The sequence below is a fragment of the Curtobacterium sp. VKM Ac-1376 genome, assembly GCF_015351025.1.
In the GTDB taxonomy this organism is placed as follows: Bacteria; Actinomycetota; Actinomycetes; order Actinomycetales; family Microbacteriaceae; genus Curtobacterium.
Window position 1 is genome coordinate 173,107 of the sequence record NZ_JADKRV010000005.1, and the last position, 15,699, is coordinate 188,805.

At 72.2% G+C, this 15,699-nt stretch carries 15 protein-coding genes; 10 read left to right on the forward strand and 5 right to left on the reverse strand.

All coding sequences use genetic code 11. The features are described 5' to 3' along the window. Window positions 1-16: 16 nt before the first annotated feature. The 3 genes from ITJ56_RS08830 to ITJ56_RS08840 are packed head-to-tail and all read right to left on the reverse strand — an operon-like array spanning window position 17 to window position 2,337. On the reverse strand, window positions 17-748 hold the full coding sequence (locus ITJ56_RS08830; protein WP_194629789.1) for a hypothetical protein: 732 nt from the start codon (window positions 746-748) through the stop codon (window positions 17-19). Between the two features lie 58 nt (window positions 749-806). Then, entirely contained in the window at window positions 807-1,445 is a 639-nt protein-coding gene (locus ITJ56_RS08835) for a histidine phosphatase family protein (RefSeq protein ID WP_194629791.1), read from the reverse strand. A gap of 31 nt (window positions 1,446-1,476) precedes the next feature. Then, window positions 1,477-2,337, reverse strand: coding sequence for a Sir2 family NAD-dependent protein deacetylase (locus ITJ56_RS08840; protein ID WP_194629918.1), 861 nt, complete (start codon window positions 2,335-2,337; stop codon window positions 1,477-1,479). 207 nt (window positions 2,338-2,544) lie between these two features. Here ITJ56_RS08840 and ITJ56_RS08845 point away from each other — a divergent pair, with 207 nt between their 5' ends. Next, window positions 2,545-3,363, forward strand: a complete 819-nt coding sequence (locus ITJ56_RS08845) for a TrmH family RNA methyltransferase (RefSeq protein ID WP_194629793.1) — start codon at window positions 2,545-2,547, stop codon at window positions 3,361-3,363. Here ITJ56_RS08845 and ITJ56_RS08850 read toward each other — a convergent pair. Next, window positions 3,360-4,598, reverse strand: coding sequence for an amidase family protein (locus ITJ56_RS08850; protein WP_194629795.1), 1,239 nt, complete (start codon window positions 4,596-4,598; stop codon window positions 3,360-3,362). The genes ITJ56_RS08845 and ITJ56_RS08850 overlap by 4 nt on opposite strands. A 120-nt stretch (window positions 4,599-4,718) precedes the next feature. Here ITJ56_RS08850 and ITJ56_RS08855 point away from each other — a divergent pair, with 120 nt between their 5' ends. Next, a complete protein-coding gene (locus tag ITJ56_RS08855) occupies window positions 4,719-5,951 on the forward strand; it encodes a D-alanyl-D-alanine carboxypeptidase family protein (RefSeq protein WP_194629797.1) in 1,233 nt (410 codons plus the stop codon). 33 nt (window positions 5,952-5,984) lie between these two features. Further along, a complete protein-coding gene (locus tag ITJ56_RS08860) occupies window positions 5,985-7,331 on the forward strand; it encodes a serine hydrolase domain-containing protein (protein ID WP_194629799.1) in 1,347 nt (448 codons plus the stop codon). An 18-nt stretch (window positions 7,332-7,349) separates the two neighbouring features. On the opposite strand, the gene ITJ56_RS08865 is transcribed toward ITJ56_RS08860, so the two are convergent. Beyond that, window positions 7,350-8,144 (reverse strand): SGNH/GDSL hydrolase family protein, encoded by a 795-nt coding sequence (locus ITJ56_RS08865; protein WP_194629800.1) that lies wholly within the window; start codon window positions 8,142-8,144, stop codon window positions 7,350-7,352. Between the two features lie 23 nt (window positions 8,145-8,167). On the opposite strand from ITJ56_RS08865, the gene ITJ56_RS08870 reads away from it, so the two are divergent. From ITJ56_RS08870 to ITJ56_RS08900, 7 genes are all read left to right on the forward strand, one after another. Then, complete coding sequence (locus ITJ56_RS08870; RefSeq protein WP_194629802.1) at window positions 8,168-9,340, forward strand: acyl-CoA dehydrogenase family protein; 1,173 nt, start codon at window positions 8,168-8,170, stop codon at window positions 9,338-9,340. Between the two features lie 180 nt (window positions 9,341-9,520). Next, window positions 9,521-10,765, forward strand: a complete 1,245-nt coding sequence (gene dinB, locus ITJ56_RS08875; protein ID WP_194629811.1) for a DNA polymerase IV — start codon at window positions 9,521-9,523, stop codon at window positions 10,763-10,765. 191 nt (window positions 10,766-10,956) lie between these two features. Continuing rightward, window positions 10,957-12,750: a DEAD/DEAH box helicase gene (locus tag ITJ56_RS08880; RefSeq protein ID WP_194629920.1), complete on the forward strand. Its 1,794-nt coding sequence runs from the start codon at window positions 10,957-10,959 to the stop codon at window positions 12,748-12,750. A 7-nt stretch (window positions 12,751-12,757) separates the two neighbouring features. Beyond that, window positions 12,758-12,967, forward strand: coding sequence for a hypothetical protein (locus ITJ56_RS08885; protein ID WP_194629813.1), 210 nt, complete (start codon window positions 12,758-12,760; stop codon window positions 12,965-12,967). Window positions 12,968-12,999: 32 nt separating this feature from the next. Continuing rightward, a complete protein-coding gene (locus ITJ56_RS08890) occupies window positions 13,000-14,328 on the forward strand; it encodes an NAD(P)/FAD-dependent oxidoreductase (RefSeq protein ID WP_194629815.1) in 1,329 nt (442 codons plus the stop codon). Window positions 14,329-14,504: 176 nt separating this feature from the next. Beyond that, on the forward strand, window positions 14,505-15,080 hold the full coding sequence (locus tag ITJ56_RS08895; RefSeq protein ID WP_194629817.1) for an NUDIX domain-containing protein: 576 nt from the start codon (window positions 14,505-14,507) through the stop codon (window positions 15,078-15,080). Next, on the forward strand, window positions 15,077-15,676 hold the full coding sequence (locus ITJ56_RS08900) for a DUF1349 domain-containing protein (RefSeq protein WP_194629819.1): 600 nt from the start codon (window positions 15,077-15,079) through the stop codon (window positions 15,674-15,676). Before ITJ56_RS08895 ends, ITJ56_RS08900 begins: the two co-directional genes overlap by 4 nt. The last annotated feature ends 23 nt before the right edge of the window (window positions 15,677-15,699 follow it).

A 15,699-nucleotide genomic window follows, 5' to 3' on the forward strand; every position in this document is an offset into this window, starting at 1 on the left:
GCGCCGGCGTGGACCACTACTGCTCCGCGATGACCTCGACACTCGCGCCCGGGAACACCTTCTGCGTCTCCTCGGTGACCCGCGCGACGATGGGCGGCACCGCCGCCCCGCGTCCCGGCGTCTCGACGACGACCGACTGGTCAGCGTCGTCGTCCGAGGCCTCGCCGCCACGCTCCCAGGAGCAGCGCACTCCCGTGACCCCGCCGATGTGGTCGAGCGTGTCCGCCAGCGCGAGCCGCTTCGCGGCGACCGACCCGTCGGCGGTGACCCCGATGTGCAGCACGCCGAGGTCGGCGATCGCGACGACCCGCACCCCGTTGCCTCCAGCGTCCTCGGCGGCGGTGGCGAGCGCCGCGACGAGGTCTCGGCGGGCGACGGCCCCGAGCGACGGGTCCGCGCGCACGGTGGCGGTGGCGTCGTAGCTCGCGAAGGCGGTCTTCGACGCTGCATGGTGCCGCACCTCGACGACCCCTGGCAGGTCGGCGACCCGGTCGTCGAACCGGTCGAGCGCGGTGTCCGGGTCGGGGAAGGCCCCGCCGATCCCGTGCTGGACGCTGCCGATGATCGAACCGAGCACGACGGCGATGACCGCAGCGACGGCCAGGGTGCTCGCGCCGATGACGAACCACGTCCGGGCGCGGGGGCGGGTCGGCACGCTGGCCGTCTCGGGGCCGAACACGCGGTCGAGGTCATCGCCCTGCTCATCCGGGGCGCGCTGGTCGTACCGGTCGGTTCCGTCGTCGGACATGTCGCTCCCCTCGCACGCGTGCGCGGGCTGGTCGGGTCCGTCGGAGCCTAGTCCGTGCTCACCCGCGGCGTTCGAGCGGGTTCTGGTACTCGAAGGCCGAACCGCCGGTGACCTCGGAGACGTCGTCGATCGGGTCGTCGAACCGGACGAGTTCGGCGTGGAAGCGCTCGGGGTCCCAGCGGAACGAGTGGATCGAGCCGTTGCGGATCGGGGTTTGCCCGCGGTCGGCGGTGCCGGGCGCGGCGGCGTTCACGACGCTGCGGATCACGGCTCCGTGCGTTGCGACGACCACGACGGCCCCGTCGAACCGCACCGCGATCTCGCCGAGCGTCTCGGTGATCCGGGCGAGCAGAGCGGAGCAGGACTCGCGCCCGGGGATGTCGTCGTGCGGGTAGCGGGTCGTCACCTCGTCGTCGGTGAGCCCCTCGGCCTCGCCGTACGAGCGCTCGGCGAGGCCCGGGTAGGTCGTGGGCAGCTCGAGCCGGAGCCGGTCGGCGATGATCGCGCCCGTCTCGGCCGCGCGTGACAGTGGCGACGCGACGACGGCGTCGAACGGCCGGCGGGCGAGCAGCGCGGCGGCTTCGGCTGCCTGCCGTCGCCCGGTGTCGTTGAGCGGGATGTCGGTCGAGCCCTGGATGCGGCGCTGCGCGTTCCAGTCGGTCTCGCCGTGCCGGACGAGGTACAGGAGGGTCGTCACCGGACGATCTTCGCAGATGCCGCCGGAGCGGCTACTCGGCGCGACGCGGCTCGTCGGAGCCTGCGGCCGCTGACGCGTCGGCCAGTCGCTCCGCCAGGTGCACGAGCGTCTCGGTGGTCCCAGCGTCGAGCTTCACCGCGGCGCGGCGGTCGCTGCGGGTCTCGCCGCGGTTGATGATGACGACCGGGTTCTTCCGGCGCGCGGCGTGGTCCACCAGGCGGACGCCGGAGTTCACGGTCAGCGAGGACCCCACCACGAGCAGCGCCTCGGCGTCGGCGACGATCGACACTGCTTCGCGGAACTTCTCGGCGGGGACGAACTCGCCGAAGAACACCACGTCGGGCTTCAGGACGCCGCCGCAGACCGTGCAGTCGGGCACGACGAAGCGTTCGACGTCGGCGATCTCCACGTCGCCGTCGGGCTGCAGCTGCACCGAGCCGGGGTCGTCCAGCCAGGGGTTCGCCCGGTCGATGGTCGCGGCGAGGTCGGCGCGGGAGAACACCTGCCCGCACCGCAGGCACACGGCGCGGTCCATAGAACCGTGGATCTCGACGACGCGGCGGGATCCCGCGCGGAGGTGCAGGCCGTCGACGTTCTGCGTGATGACCCCGGCGACGATCCCGGCGTCCTCGAGTGCGGCGAGCGCCCGGTGCCCGTCGTTCGGCACGGCGGCCGCGAAGCTCCGCCAGCCCAGGTGCGATCCGGCCCAGTAGCGCTGGCGCTTCGCGGGGTCGGCCAGGAACTCCTGGAACGTCATCGGCTTGCGCACCACGCGCCCGGCGCCGCGGTAGTCGGGGATGCCCGAGTCGGTGCTCAGACCGGCGCCGGAGAGCACGGCGACGCGCTTGCCGCCGAGCACCTCGACGACGCGGTCCAGGTCGTCGGCGGTCACCGAACCCGCGGCCGCCCCGGTGGTCGGTCCGGTCGTCGACGCAGCATCATCCAGCACCCTGTTCACGGTACCCTCAACACCCGACCGTCCCGGTCGCTTCCCAGGCGGGCCCGACCATCGGCGGACCCGACCATCGGCAGCCCGGACGCGTGCCAGCCCCGGCCCGCCGGCCCCACGCCGCCCCCGCACCACACCGAAACGAGCCCCGTGCACCCCGTCCGCATCGACTCCCTCGACGACCCCCGCCTCGACGACTTCGCCCGGCTCACCGACGTGGCGCTCCGCCGGGTCTCCGAGCCGGAGGGCGGCCTCTACATCGCCGAGTCGAACACGGTCATCGAGCGTGCGGTCCGCGCCGGCCACGTGCCCCGGAGCATCCTGGTGCAGGAGAAGTGGCTCGACAGCGTCCTGCCCCTGGTCGCCGAGCACGACGGCCCGGTGTTCGTCGGTGCGGACGCCCTGCTCGAGGAGCTCACCGGCTTCCGCATGCACCGCGGTGCGATCGCCGCGATGCAGCGTCCCGAGTTGCCGAGCGTCGCCGACGTGGTGCGGGACGCGACGGTCGTCGTCGTGCTCGAGGACATCGTCGACCACACGAACGTCGGGGCGGTGTTCCGCAGCGTCGCGGGTCTCGGGGCCGACGCGGTGCTCGTCAGCCCACGCTGCGCCGACCCGCTGTACCGCCGGAGTGTCCGGGTGAGCATGGGCACGGTCCTGCAGGTGCCGTGGACCCGCATCGGCGATTGGCCCGCGGCGGGCGAGGAACTCCGCGCGCAGGGCTTCCACCTCGCCGCGATGGCACTGACCGACGATTCGGTCGACCTCGACGCCTTCGTGGCGGACCTGCCCGACAAGGTCGCGCTCGTGATGGGCACCGAGGGACAGGGGCTGACCCCGGCCGCCATCGCCGCGGCCGACACCACCGTCCGGATCCCGATGGCGCACGGCGTCGACTCGCTCAACGTGGCCGCGGCGAGCGCCGTCGGTCTCTGGGCGGTCACGCACGCACGGCGGCGCGCCTCCTAACGCACCACGGCGACCGTCGGGAGGCCCGGCTCGCCTCGGTCCGGCACCGTCCGTCCGGCGCGGATCACCAGGGCACGGTCGGTGTCCGGTCCACCGACCAGGCACACGCCGACGGGTGCCCGGTCCACGGTCATCGCCGGTGCGCTCACCGCGGGGAGCCCGCCGACGCTCGCGAGCGCGGTCATCGCCGTGGTGGCGGTCCGGGTGCGTTCGAGCGCCGCGGCGTCCGCGTGGAGCAACGGCGAGGGCCCAGGCACCGTCGGGAACAGCAGGGTCCGACCGACGAGGGCGCTGCGGATCGTCGCACGCACGTCGTCGAGCCGCGCAACGGCGTCGGCGGTCGCGTCGGGGTCGTTCGCGCCTGCCGCCCGGAAGCGGTCACCGACGACGGTGCTCAGCGCTCCGGGGTGCGCGTCGATCCAGGGACCGTGGGCGGTGAGGGCCTCGGCGGCCTGGACGAGCCGCATCTGCTCCTGCAGTGCTGCGGGGTCCGGGATGCCGAGGTCGCGCAGTCGGACGGTCGCGACGGGTTCGTCGAGGGTCTCGACGAAGGCGGTGAAGGACCGGGCGACGCCCGGTCCGACGAGCGCGACGAGTTCCTCGGGGACGACGAGCACGGCCGCGTCGGTCGCCCCTGCCGGCGCGGGCGGTGGCGGGACGGTGGCGTCGAGGGCGGCGAGCAGGACCTCGGGGCTGCGGGTGAGCCACCCGACGGTGTCGAACGACGGCGCGAGCGGGAGCAGCCCGTCGCGGGACACCGTGCCGTGCGTCGTCCGGAGGCCCCAGAGTCCCTGGTACGAGGCGGGGACCCGCACCGATCCCGCGGTGTCCGTACCGATCCCGATCTCGGCCATGCCGAGGCCGACGGCCGACGCGGACCCGCTGGACGAGCCTCCAGGCAGTCGGTTGGGAGCCGCGCTGTTCGGCGGCGTGCCGTGGTGCGCGTTCCGGCCCGTCAGGTTGTAGGCGAACTCGTCGGTGCGCGCGATCCCGCGGACCGAGGCGCCGGCGGCGAGGAGCGCGCCGACCGCTGCGGCGGGTGCGGTCTCGACCGCTGCCTCGCGCAGGTACGTCGGGTTGCCCGCGCCGACCGGCTGGCCGGGCACGGCGTAGAGGTCCTTGACGGCGACGGTCAGGCCGTCGAGCGGGCCGGTGCCGGTCGCGGCGACCAGCGGCTCGCCGACCACGCGCCAGACGGTCGGGTCGGGAACGCTCTCGGTCGGTGCTGCGTGCATGGTTTCGACGGTAGGGCCGGCTCGGCATGCGGTGGGAAAGCGCGACGGACCGTTACACGCTGGACACACGCGGGTGTCCTCGCAGCCCGGCGACCGACGCCACCGGTACGCTCGGGCCTCGTGTCACGAGTCGTCCGCCGCCCCCGCTCCGCCGTCCGGAGGCCGGTCAGGATCTCCGTGGTCGCCGTCCTCGTGCTCGTGGTCGGCTACCTCGTCGCCGCGGCCGTGGTGCCGTTCGGGCCGGCGAGCGCCAGCACCACCACCTACTCGGCGCCGAAGACGACCGTCCCGGCCCTGAGCTTCCCCGGCTACGGCGCCACGGCGGTCGAGGCCACCGACTTCCCGGAGAGCCTGCGCACCAGCGGTGACACGGAGCCCCGGTCGATCGCGAGCATCACGAAGGTCGTCACGGCGCTCGTGGTGCTCGACGAGAAGCCGATGGCGGCGGGGGAGTCCGGTCCGTCGATCCGCTTCACGAAGCAGATGGAGGGCCTGTACGCCGAGTACGCGGCGCAGAACGGCGAGGTCGCGCCGATGCCGGCCGGCCTGAGGCTCACCGAGCACCAGACGTTCCAGGTGATGCTCATGAAGTCGGCGAACAACTACGCCGGCGCGCTCGCCATCTGGGCCTTCGGGTCCATGGCTGCGTACGAGCACGCGGCCGGTGAGTGGCTCGACGAGCACGGCCTCGACGACACGACGATCCACGAGCCGACCGGTCTCGACCCGGACAACACCTCGACCGCCACCGACCTGGTCGAGCTCGGTCAGCTCGCGCTCGCGGACCCGGTCGTCAAGGAGATCGTCGGAACGAAGGACGTCACGATCCCGACCGTCGGCGAGGTCGAGAACTCGAACAAGCTCCTCGGGCTCGACGGCATCGAGGGCATCAAGACCGGCACCCTCGACGAGGCCGGTGCCTGCCTGCTGTTCGCGGCGACGTACGAGCGCGGCGGTCGTGACGTCACCGTGATCGGCGTGATGCTCGGCGGCGTCGACCACGACTCGCTCGACGTCGACGTCCAGCGGCTGTTGCGGTCGGTGGCGGACAACTTCCAGGTCGTCACCCTCGCGCACGAGGGGCAGTCGTTCGGCACGTTCTCCACCCCCTGGCAGGACCAGGCCGATGCGGTGACGTCGAAGGCCGCCGAGGTCCTGGTCTGGGGGAAGACGAAGGTCACCGCGAAGGCGAAGCTCGACAGCGTCACCCTCGGCACCAGGGGCGAACGGGTCGGCCAGGTGCGCTTCCGGATCACCGACCACGAGCCGGTGTCGGTGCCGCTCGTGCTCGCGCGGACCATCGACGACCCGGGCGTCTGGTGGCGCTGGACGAACCCGTTCCAGGGGTCGTGACGCCGGCCAGACGTCGACCGTAGAGTCGGTCGGATGACGACGATGACGACGTTCCCCCGGTCCACCCCCGCCGCCCTCGGCATCGACTCCCGCGGCGTGCTCGCCCTGCTCGACGCACTGGAGTCCACCCCCGACGTGGAGCCCCACAGCATCATGCTGCTCCGGCACGGCCAGGTCGCGGCCGAGGGCTGGTGGCAGCCGTACACCGCCCACCGCGTGCACCTGCTCTACTCGCTCAGCAAGAGCTTCACCGCGGCCGGGGTCGGGATCGCCGTCCGCGCGGGGCTCATCGACCTGGACGCCACCGTCCTGTCGTACTTCCCGGAACTCGACGCCGACGTCACCGACGAGCGCAGCCGGCGCATCCGGGTCCGGCACCTGCTGGCGATGGCGAGCGGCCACCGCGAGGAGACGCTCGACCGTGCCGAGGCGCTCGACCCGACGAACACCGTGCGGGGATTCCTGCTGCTCCCGCCGGACGAGGAGCCCGGCACGGTCTTCGCCTACAACCAGCCCTGCACGTACACGCTCGCCGCGATCGTCCGGCGGGTGACGGGCGGCTCCCTCGTCGACTGGCTGCGCCCGCGTCTGCTCGACCCGCTCGGCATCGACGACCTCGCCTGGCGTCGGGACGACACCGGTGCGGAGCTCGGCTACAGCGGCTGCTACGCCACGACCGACGCGGTCGCGAAGCTCGGGCAGCTGTACCTGCAGCGCGGTGTCTGGGCCGGCGGGCGCATCCTCGACGAGGACTGGGTCGAGCAGGCCACCGGCACCCGGGTCGCCAACCCGGACGAGGGCAACCCGGACTGGTCCCAGGGCTACGGCTTCCAGTTCTGGATGGCGCGGCACGGTTTCCGCGGCGACGGCGCCTACGGCCAGTTCTGCGTCGTCCTGCCCGAGCAGGACGTCGTGCTCGCGATCACCGGGCAGAGCCTCGACATGCAGGCGGTCCTCGACGCGGTCTGGCAGCACCTGCTGCCCGCCGTCGACCGCGCGTCCGACGCGGCGTCGGACGCCGCCCTGGAGGCCAAGCTCGCGTCCCTGGGACTCCCCGCGGTGAGCGGCGCGGCGCTCCAGGGCCTCGACGACGTCGGGCCGCTGGCCCGCGTCGGCGACGGGTGGCGGCTGACGCTGGACGTCGAGGGCGGGACGCTGTCGGTGCCGGTCGGCCAGGGGGAGTGGGCCGTCGAGGGGCCGCTCGCCGCCTGTGGCGCGGTCGTGGACGACGGCGCCGCGGTGCACGTCGACCTGCGGTTCGTGGAGACTCCGCACCTGGCGCACGTCAGGATCGCGGTGCCGTCGGGTGATGTCGCGCTCGCGTGGGCGACCGAGCCCCTGCACGACGGTCCGATGACACTCCGGCGGCCCGCCGACTGAGTCGAGCGGCCCTCGGTGCTACGGGGTGTCGGAGCGGTGCTCGGTGACGATCTGCAGCTCGGGGCGCTTCGCCGACACCCCGTCGCCGGAGGACGTGTGCTTGATCCGCCGCACCACCCACGGCACCAGGTACTCCTTCGCCCAGCCGAGGTCCTCGCTGCGTGCTTCCCGCCACGGCCGTGCTTCGAGCGGGTCCGGGGTGAACGGCTCGAGCCCGTGCGGGACCCCGAGGGTGTCGAGCACGGCGGCCGCAATGGTCGAGTGCCCCGTAGGGGAGTGGTGCAGTCGGTCCGGCGCCCACATGCGCGGATCGCGGAGCACGCGGAGCGCCCACATGTTCGCCACCAGGGCCCCGTGCTTCAGTGCGATGGCGTGCAGGTTCTCGTTGTAGATCGCCGTCTTGCCGCGGACCATGCCGAGCACCGGGGTCATCCCGACGTCCGGGCCGGTGAACAGCACGACCGTGGCTCCGTCGCGGCGCAGGTCGGCCACCATGCGGTCCACGCGCTCAGCGAGCACGTCCGGGTCCGAGCCGGGGCGGATGATGTCGTTGCCGCCGGCGGACACCGTGATGAGGTCCGGGTGCAGCGCCAGGGCCGCGTCCACCTGCTCGTCGATGATCTGCTGCAGCAGGCGCCCGCGGATCGCGAGGTTCGCGTAGGCGAAATCGTCCGTCCGGTGCGCGAGCACCTCGGCGACGCGGTCGGCCCAGCCGCGGTTGCCGCCGGGCACGGTGGGGTCGGGGTCTCCGATCCCCTCGGTGAAGGAGTCACCGATCGCGACGTACCTGTTCCACGGATGACGATCTGACACGCTCCGGACCCTAGTCTCGTGGCATGACGAAGGCCAACACGGACGCCGTCGGCTGGTCGGTGCCCGACGAGCTGCTCACCCGCATCGCCGAGCGCGCCCCCGGGTACGACGCCGCGAACGCGTTCTGCGCCGACGACCTCGACGAGCTCCGCGCTGCCGGCTACCTGCGCATCGGCGTGCCCGTCGAGCAGCGCGGTTCCGGCCTCGGTCTCCGCGCCACCGCTCGCGTGCAGCGGACACTCGCCCAGGCCGCGCCGGCGACTGCGCTGGGTCTCGGCATGCACCAGGTGTGGGTGCAGGCGGCGCGCGCCGTCACCGCGCGGGGTGGGTCGTTCCTCCAGGCCGTCACCGACCACGCTGCCGACGACCACCTGCTCGCCTTCGGGGTGAGCGAACCCGGCAACGACGCCGTGCTGTTCGACTCCTCGACGACGGCGGAGCCGGACGGCGGCGGCGGCTACCGGTTCACCGGGACGAAGGTGTTCACCTCGCTGGCACCTGCGTGGGACGTCATGAGCGTCTTCGGCAAGGACACGTCGGGGCCGGAACCGCGACTCGTGCACGCGTTCGTCCTGCGGTCGGACGGCGACGTCGAGCACCTGGACGATTGGGACACCCTCGGCATGCGCGCGACGCAGAGTCGCACCACCAGGCTGCACGGCGTGCACGTCCCAGCGGAGCGCATCGTCCGGTCGCTGCCCGTCGGACCGAACCAGGACCCGCTCGTCTTCGGGATCTTCGCGTCCTTCGAACTGCTCATCGCCTCGGTGTACGTCGGGATCGCCGAGCGGGCGATCGCGCTCGCGGCCACGGCGGTGGCGCGCAGGATTGCGGTGGACGGGACCCCGCGGTCGCAGGACCCGGACGTCCGCCGGACGATCGCGGACCTGCGCGGCGCGGTCGACGCGATCACGCTGCAGGTCGACTCGGTCGCCCGGTCGGTCGACGAGCTCGACGACCTCGGGACCCGCTGGTTCCCGCTGCTCGTCGGGACCAAGGCGCGCGCAGTCGACACGGCGCAACACGTCGTCGACGAGGCGATGCGGGTCGTCGGCGGCTCGGCGTTCCGGTCGTCGAGCGAGCTGGCGCGGCTGGCGCGCGACGTCCGGGCGGGGCAGTACCACCCGTCGTCGCGGGACTCGGCGGCGCGGACGATCGCCGCGTCGGTGCTCGGCCCGCTCGGCCCGCTCGGTTGAGGCGTCGGCGGGCAGCGTGCCCTCGCACCGTGCGAGGTGCCGTGCTCCGGGGCACTCCGGTGCGAGGTTCCGCACGTGGTGGCAACCGCGCGGCCTCTCACCACGTCCGGAACCTCGCACCGTTCGGTCGCGATCGGGCACCGGCACGGGGATGTCGGCGGCGCCTGCCATCATCTCGGTGTGAGCAAGCAGGACGGAAGCAACCGGCTCGTCTCCGACGCACCGGTGGACGACGTCTCGGCGACCGTGCTGCACGTCGACATGGACGCCTTCTTCGCCTCCGTCGAGTTGCTCGACCGCCCCGACCTGGTGGGGTTGCCGGTGATCGTCGGTCACGACTCCGATCGGTCCGTGGTGACCGCCGCCACCTACGAAGCCCGTCGCTACGGTGTGAACTCGGCGATGCCGATGGCGGTCGCCAAGCGTCGCTGCCCGAACGCCGTCATCGTCGAACCGCACTTCGAGAAGTACCGTGCGAAGTCCGCCGCCGTCATGGCGATCTTCGACCGCTTCACGCCCCGGGTCGAGCGGCTCGGCATCGACGAGGCGTTCCTCGACGTCGCCGGGGCACTCCGGCTCTACGGCACGCCGTGGCAGATCGGGCAGGAGATCCGCCGCACCGTCTTCGCCGAGACGGGGCTGCACTGCTCGGTCGGCGCGGCATCGACCAAGTTCGTGGCGAAGCTCGCGTCGAGTCGGTCGAAGCCCGACGGGCTGCTGGTGGTGCCCGCCGCCGACACCGTCGCGTTCCTGCACCCGCAGCCGGTCTCCGCGCTCTGGGGCGTGGGGGGCAAGACGCAGGAGACCCTCGAGCGCCGGGGAATCCGCACCGTCGGCGACCTGGCGAACACCCCGCTCGGCTCCCTGGTGTCGGCACTCGGCCCGGCCGGTGGGCAGCGCCTGCACGACCTGTCCTGGGGCCGTGACCCGCGCGTCGTCGACACGGGCGTCGGCGAGAAGTCCATCGGGCACGAGGTCACGTTCGGCCGCGACCTGACCGAGCGGGACGACGTCGCCCGCGAGCTCCTGCGTCTGGCCGACAAGGTCGCCGTGCGCCTGCGCCACGCCGACGTGCAGGCCCGTACGGTGGCGCTCAAGGTCCGCTACACCGACTTCACCACGCTCACCCGGTCCCGCACCCTGGCCGAGCCGACCGACGTCGCGAAGCGCCTGCACCGTGAGGCCGTCGAGCTGTACGACGTGCTGCACCGTCCCGGCAACCAGATCCGGCTGATCGGCATCCGCGGCGAGAACCTCGTGCCCGCCGCCGCGAGCAACGCCCTGTGGGACGACGACGCGCCGTGGCGCGAGACCGAGACGACCGTCGACGCGGTTGCCGCACGCTTCGGCGCCGGCGTGCTGCGCCCGGCATCACTGGTCCGCCGGGCGCCCGACGGCGGCGTCCCGCACGCCCGGCAGGACTGACGGTGGCGGTAGAATCGGGTTCAGTGAGCGCAGCGGAGTACGAAGACCAGCAGCCCGCCACGCTGTGGGCGGAGTCGGGTGACGACCAGTCCGGCGCAGGCGGGTCGTCGTCGACGCCCGAGACGGCATCGGCGTACCAGCCGGCGCAGGTGCACGGCGACGCCGCCCGTGACGAGGCCGACGCCGCAGCCCTGGCCGAAGCCGCCGGCAACTCGGCCGTCCAGCACCTGTCCCCGGCGTTCCCGGACCGTGCCGCCTGGGGCACCGCCTCGAAGCTCCGCGCCTGGCAGATCGAAGCGCTGACGAAGTACTTCGAGAAGGAGCCGCGCGACTTCCTCACCGCAGCGACCCCGGGCGCCGGCAAGACCACGTTCGCGCTGCGCCTGGCGACCGAACTCCTCGCACGCGGCACCGTCGACCGCATCGTGGTCGTCGCACCGACCGAGCACCTGAAGCGCCAGTGGGCCGACTCCGCCGACCGCGTGGGCATCCGCATCGACCCGATGTTCAAGAACGGCGACGGCATGTTCGGTCGGCACTACCAGGGCGTCGCGATCACGTACGCCCAGGTCGGCATGAACCCCGAGGTGCACAAGCGGATCACCGAGGGCGGCCGCACCCTGGTCGTCCTCGACGAGGTCCACCACGGTGGCGACGCCCTGACCTGGGGTGACGGCATCAGGGAAGCGTTCTCGGGCGCCACCCGTCGACTCTCGCTGTCGGGCACCCCGTTCCGCTCCGACACCGCCCCGATCCCGTTCGTGCAGTACGCCCCCGACGAGCAGGGCATCCGCACCTCGATCTCCGATTACAACTACGGCTACGGCCGGGCTCTGAAGGACGGCGTCGTCCGCCCCGTGCTGTTCATGGCGTACGCCGGCCAGATGCGCTGGAAGACCCGGATGGGCGACGAGATGTCGGCGTCCCTCGGCGAACCGGTCACGAAGGACATCACGGCCCAGGCGTGGCGCACGGCGCTCTCGCCAGAGGGCGAGTGGATGCCGGCCGTGCTGTCCGCCGCCGACAAGCGTCTGACCGAGGTCCGGCGTGGTGTCCCCGACGCGGGCGGCCTGGTGATCGCGACGGACACCACGACGGCCCGCGCCTACGCCCGGATCCTGCAGCAGATCACCGGGGAACGGCCGACGGTCGTGCTCTCCGACGAGGCCGCGGGGTCCAGCCGGATCAGCGCATTCGCCGAGGACACCTCGCGGTGGATGGTCGCCGTCCGCATGGTGTCCGAGGGCGTCGACGTCCCGCGGCTCTGCGTCGGCGTCTACGCCACCAGCGCCAGCACCCCCCTGTTCTTCGCCCAGGTGATCGGCCGCTTCGTGCGAGCTCGTCGCCGCGGGGAGACTGCGAGCGTGTTTCTGCCGAGCGTTCCCGGGCTGATGGCGCTGGCCGCGACCCTCGAGCTCGAGCGTGACCACGCCCTCGACCGGCCGAAGGACACCGACGACGGGCTCTACAACCCCGAAGACGCCATGGTCGCCGAGGCCAACAAGGAGGACCGGGCATCCGAGAGCCTGCTCGAGGTCCAGCCGTTCGAGGCGCTCGACTCGCAGGCGTCCTTCGACCGCGTCCTCTACGACGGTGGCGAGTTCGGCACCGGCGGTGAGGTCGGTTCCCTCGAGGAGCTCGACTTCATCGGCATCCCCGGGCTCCTCGAACCCGACCAGGTGCGCGACCTGCTCCGCGCCCGCCAGGCGACGCAGGCGAAACGCTCGAAGGGCCGCGCCGCGAAGGACGGGACCCCGAAGGCGCCGGAGCCCGAGAACCGCCCGATGTACATGACGCTCAAGGAACAGCGCACCGAACTCGCGCGGCTCGTGTCGATCTGGTCCCGCCACTCGAACGAGCCGCACGGGTCCATCCACGCCGAACTCCGGCGGATCAGCGGCGGTCCCGCCGTCGCGCAGGCGAGCATCGAACAGATCCAGAAGCGCATCGACGTGCTGCGCTCCCGCATCGGCGGTCGCCGGTGACCGTCGCGTGATCGAACCCGTCGACGACCGCACCTGGTACGTCAAGCGCGACGCGGAGTCCTCGCCAGAGGCGATCATCGACCGGTTCGGTGGCGGCTACCGCCTGCGACGGTTCTCGCTCACCGAATCCCGCCGGACCCCGCACGGCGTCTTCACCGGGCCCGAACTGGCTGAGACCGCGTGGTGGCGGCTCCGCGACAGGCCGCGCGGCTCATGACGCGCCAAGCCAAAGTCCGGTAGACCGGAGGAATGGCAGACTCGATCCCTCACGTCCTCGTCCTCGGCGGCGGCTCCGCTGGCTACACCACGGTCAAGCAGCTGCAGAAGCATGCCACCACCGTGCCCATGCGCATCACCCTGGTGGACCAGAACACCTACTACACGTACCTGCCGTTCCTGCCCGAGGTCGCCGGAGGCCACATCGCGCCGAAGGACGTGACTGTCGAGCTCCGTCGCGCGCTGCGGAAGACCCGCGTCATCCAGGGCAAGGTCACCGGGATATCCTCGGCCGACAAGACCGTCTCGATCGCGACCGCCGGTGGCGACGACCGCACGCTCGGCTACGACCACCTCGTCGTCGCCCTCGGATCCGTCACCCGCACCTTCCCGACCCCCGGTCTCGAGGAGTACGGCGTCGGCTTCAAGAGCGTCGAAGAGGCCGCCTACGTGCGCGCCAAGCTCCTCGACAACATCGCGAAGGCCGCTGCCACGCGTGACGAGGACGAGCGTCGCCGTCTGCTGACCAGCGTCTTCGTCGGCGGTGGCTACACCGGCGTCGAGGCGATCGGCGAGCTGTTCGACGTCTCGCAGGCCGCCATCAAGACCTACCCGTCGCTCGCCGGCGAGCAGCCGCGCTGGGTCCTCATCGACGCGCTCGACCGCGTCGCGCCCGAGGTCGGCCCCGAGCTGTCCAAGTGGACCCTCGAGTCGCTCCGCGCCCGCGGCATCGACGTCCGACTGAAGACCACCATGCCGAGCGCTGAGGGCGGTGTCGTCAAGTTCTCCGACGGTGACGAGTTCGCCGCCGGTCTGCTCGTCTGGACTGCGGGCGTCAAGCCGAACCCCCTCCTCGACGCCTCGGACCTGCCGCGCGGCCCGAAGGGCCACCTCGCTGCGAACGCGAAGCTCCAGGTCGAGGCCGAGGACACCCACGAAGTCGTCGAGGGTGTCTGGGGGCTCGGTGACGTCGCGCAGGTGCCCGACCTGACCGCCGACAAGCAGCCGGCGTTCTACCCGCCGAACGCGCAGAACGCCGTGCGCCAGGCTGTCGTCGCAGCCGACAACATCGTCGCGTCGATCACCGGCAAGCCGCTCGAGGAGTACCGCCACCCGTCCATCGGCACCGTCGCGTCGTACGGTGTCGGCAAGGGGGCAGCGAACATCAAGGGCATCAAGATGACGAACCTGTTCGCCTGGCTCGCGCACCGCGCGTACCACGTGTACGCGATGCCGACCCTGAACCGGAAGGCCCGCATCATCATCGGCTGGATCACCGGTGCCGTCTCGGGTCGCGACGCGACCTCGCTCATCAAGGAGACGGACCCGCGCCGCAACTTCGTCGAGGCGTCCAAGAGCTAGACGCTCCCACAGGGCGGACGGGAGGCGCGGTGCCAGCTGGCACCGCGCCTCCCGTCCGTCTCTGCGTCGCGCCCACGGAACCTGGTTCTGGACTCTGAACCACGGAACGACGCGGTGCTGTGTCCGGAACCTGGTTCCGAAGGCGTCGCCAGGGGCTCGCGTGCTTGGATGGTGCCGTGACAGACGCACCGATCGCTGACGAGTCCGCCTCCTTCGAGGTCACCGAATCCACCGTCGTGTACGAGGGCGCCGTCTGGGACGTGCGCCGCGACACCGTCGCGTACAACGGTGACGCGATGGTCCGGGAGTACATCGACCACACCGGCGCCGTCGCCGTGTACGCCGAGGACGACGAGGGCCGCGTCCTGGTCATCCAGCAGTACCGGCACCCGGTGCGGCTGCGCGACTGGGAGCTGCCCGCCGGCCTGCTCGACATGGAGGGCGAGGACCACCTGACGGCCGCGAAGCGCGAGCTGGGCGAGGAGGCCGACCTCGAAGCCGACACGTGGGAGCCCCTGGTCCGTTACAACACCTCGTCGGGCGGTAGCGACGAGTTCATCCAGATCTACCGGGCGCGCGGGGTCCGGTCGACGGAGTCGGCGTTCGAGCGTGAGGCGGAAGAGGCCGACATCGTGACGCGGTGGGTCCCGCGCGCCGAGCTGCTCGAGGGGATCCTGGGCGGTCGGCTCAACAACTCGGCCCTCGTCGTCGCGGCGCTCGCCGTCGAGGCCATCGAACAGCGCGGCAAGTGACCGGGTCCGCGGTCGAGGGTCTGCGCGACCTGGTCGCCGCCGGCACCTGGACGCACGAGCCGGAGGCCGCCGCGCTCGACGCCGATGTGTTCCGGGTGACCGCGGTCGAGGGCAGCGATGCCTGGCGGACCACCTCGTACGGGTTCGTGCACGACTCCGAGCACGCGCTGCTGCAGTCGACGGAGGGCCCGTTCTCGGTCGAGGTCTCGTTCGTGCTCGACTACACCGAGCAGTTCGACCAGGCCGGGGTGTTCCTGCGCGTCGACGAGCAGAGCTGGATCAAGGCCGGCGTCGAGTTCTCGGACGGAGCGTCACAGCTCGGCGCCGTGGTCACGCGCGGGTTCTCGGACTGGTCGGTGTCGCCGGTGCCGGAGTGGGCCGGCCGGGTCGTGACCGTCCGCGCCAGCCGCGATGGTGACGCCGTGACGATCCGGGCGTGGGCCGAAGACGACGAGCCCCGTCTCGTCCGGGTCGCCTACCTCGACCCGGAGGCTGTCGTGTCCGCAGGGTTGCTGTGCGCCGGGCCGACGCGGGCTGGGTTGACCGTGACGTTCACGGGGTTCAACGTGGGTGCGCCGGACGAGGCGTTGCACTGACTGGCGAGTTGCCCCGCGCCCGT

Bases quoted from the DNA above. Each gene is read 5' to 3' on its own strand.
- ITJ56_RS08830 (WP_194629789.1), bottom strand. From the start codon at position 748: ATGTCCGACGACGGAACCGACCGGTACGACCAGCGCGCCCCGGATGAG.
- ITJ56_RS08850 (WP_194629795.1), bottom strand. From the start codon at position 4,598: ATGCACGCAGCACCGACCGAGAGCGTTCCCGACCCGACCGTCTGGCGC.
- ITJ56_RS08860 (WP_194629799.1), top strand. From the start codon at position 5,985: ATGACGACGATGACGACGTTCCCCCGGTCCACCCCCGCCGCCCTCGGC.
- ITJ56_RS08870 (WP_194629802.1), top strand. From the start codon at position 8,168: ATGACGAAGGCCAACACGGACGCCGTCGGCTGGTCGGTGCCCGACGAG.
- ITJ56_RS08890 (WP_194629815.1), top strand. From the start codon at position 13,000: ATGGCAGACTCGATCCCTCACGTCCTCGTCCTCGGCGGCGGCTCCGCT.